The sequence below is a fragment of the Rhodococcus sp. IEGM 1379 genome, from assembly GCF_030056815.1.
Lineage (GTDB): Bacteria > Actinomycetota > Actinomycetes > Mycobacteriales > Mycobacteriaceae > Rhodococcus_F.
The window spans coordinates 1-2,051 of the sequence record NZ_JASHKR010000173.1 but is presented as its reverse complement, the minus strand read 5'-3'; the positions used below and the strand labels follow the sequence as shown (position 1 = coordinate 2,051).

The window sequence follows — 2,051 nt, the reverse complement described above, 5'->3', positions numbered from 1 at the left end:
TCCAGGACACTTCGCGTTGGAACAACGACGTCGCACCGATCGGTGTCGACTCGGCCAAGGCGAAGGACCTGCTCGATCAGGCCAAGGCTGACGGCTTCGACGGCAAGGTCACGTTCCTCTCGATCCAGGAACCGTCGGCGCAGGCAACAGCTCTCGCTGTGCAGGCAATGCTCAACGCAGTCGGCTTCGATATCCAGATCGAGTACGTCAACGGCTCCGGTGACCTGGTCAAGCGCATGTACGTCGACCGCGACTACGACATGAGCACCGCTGCCGGTTCGCTTCCCGAAGCCGATCCGTTCGAGCGCCTCTACACAGGCATCAAGGGTGGTGGCCGCAACAACGTCACCAATTACGCCGACGCTCAGATGGACACCTTGCTCGATCAGCTCGGTGTTGCCACCACTGACGAGGACAAGAAGGCCGTCCTCGCGAAGATCCAGGAACGCGCCAACGAGACCGTGCCGTGGCAGGTCTGGGGCAACGTCCCGACGTTCGACGTCTGGAATAAGAACGTGCACGGACTGAAGCAGAGCATCGACGGCATCATGCTGTTCGATGAGGTCTGGAAGTCCTAGTCTCCAGTGAGTATGCGCATCCGGCTCCGTGGGGGCACCCCGCGGAGCCGGATGCGTGTGAAGAACCGATGAAATACGAGGAACTGCTGTGTATTGCGAGCTAGCTGTCCGAAGGAGACGAAATCGATGAATATCGGCGCAATCGGTAAGAAATTGGGCCAACTCGTCATTGTGCTCTTGCTCGTCAGCTTCGGAACCTTCGTGCTGGCGTCCTTGATCCCCGGTGACCCTGCTGTCTCGGTATTGGGTGAGGGTCGTACCCCCGCCGAATACGAAGAAGTGCGTCAGCAGTTGGGTCTCAACGACCCACTCCTGGTTCGCTACTGGGACTGGCTGACAAGCGCAGTCACCGGCGACCTCGGCAATTCGTTGGTCCCGCCGCAGCAGGATGTCCTCACGGCAATCACGTCCGCGCTTCCCGTCAGCGTTCAGCTGGCCGTGATGGGCCTGGTTATCGCCCTGGTTGTCGCAGTCCCGCTGGCACTGTGGTCTGCGCACCACGAGGGTGGCGTCATCGACCGCGTCATCAGCGCCGCGACGTTCGGTGTCCTGTCGGTTCCGAGCTTCCTCGCCGGCTTGCTGCTCATCATGATCACGGTTAACTGGCTTGGCTGGTTCCCGCGTTCGCAGTGGGTTCGTATCGGTGAAAGCCTCTCCGGAAACCTTTCTCACGCAATACTTCCCGCGATCACCATCAGCCTCCTCGAGATGGCGATGTTCACTCGCGTTCTTCGCAGCGACCTGGTCACGACCCTGCGTGAGGATTACATCCTCGCCTCGAAGGCCAAGGGCATGCCCACGCTGCGCGTCCTGTTCGGTGATGCACTGCGCCCGTCGTCCTTCTCGCTCATCACCATGATGGGTTTGGCACTCGGCGGCATGATCGGCAGCACCGTGATCGTCGAGACGCTGTTCTCACTACCCGGAATGGGCAGCCTCATCGTTCGCGCTGCGCAACAGGGCGACTCGCCGATGCTGTTGGGTGCGGTGGTCGTGATCGCCGTCATCTACGTACTCGTCAATAGTTTCGTCGATGTTCTGTACACCTATCTTGACCCGAGGAGTCGTCGTGTCCATGTCTGAAGTGACGCCCGACGGAGCGGCGCCGTCGCCTGCCCCGTCCGAGGTGATGACATATCGGCAGCAGACAGTTCTGCTTGCTCCCGGTCCGATAGAGACGCTGGAGAAGCCGAAAAATCTGGTACTGATCGGCACGATCCTGACCGTCATCGGTCTCGCGCTACTCGGCACCTCCCTGTTCGGCTCCGGCATCATGATGATGGTTCGCATCGTCATCGCTCTTGTTGCACTCGTATTCCTGTTCAAGGGACTGGGCAAGATCGGTCTCGCCAAGTGGGGCAGCCAATTCGACCTGTCGTACTGGCTGGCCGTGGTCTGGCTGATCGCCTTGGTGTTGGCCGCGATCTTCGCGCCGCTGCTGCCGCTCGGTGAGTACAAGGACACGGTCAAGAC

The 2,051-nt window shown here is 60.4% G+C and carries 2 protein-coding genes and 1 pseudogene; all 3 read left to right on the top strand.

Annotated features, from left to right (window positions below; genetic code table 11):
• On the top strand, window positions 1-578 hold a 578-nt coding region (locus QM600_RS29335; protein WP_283265284.1), incomplete at its 5' end, for an ABC transporter substrate-binding protein.
• A gap of 126 nt (window positions 579-704) precedes the next feature.
• Window positions 705-1,661: an ABC transporter permease gene (locus tag QM600_RS29330; protein ID WP_283265282.1), complete on the top strand. Its 957-nt coding sequence runs from the start codon at window positions 705-707 to the stop codon at window positions 1,659-1,661.
• Window positions 1,654-2,051 (top strand): annotated as a pseudogene (locus QM600_RS29325) (ABC transporter permease); the annotation flags it as partial. The gene QM600_RS29330 and the pseudogene QM600_RS29325, both read left to right, overlap by 8 nt.

Excerpts from the sequence above, each read along its gene's own strand:
- QM600_RS29330 (WP_283265282.1), top strand. The coding sequence starts at position 705 with ATGAATATCGGCGCAATCGGTAAGAAATTGGGCCAACTCGTCATTGTG.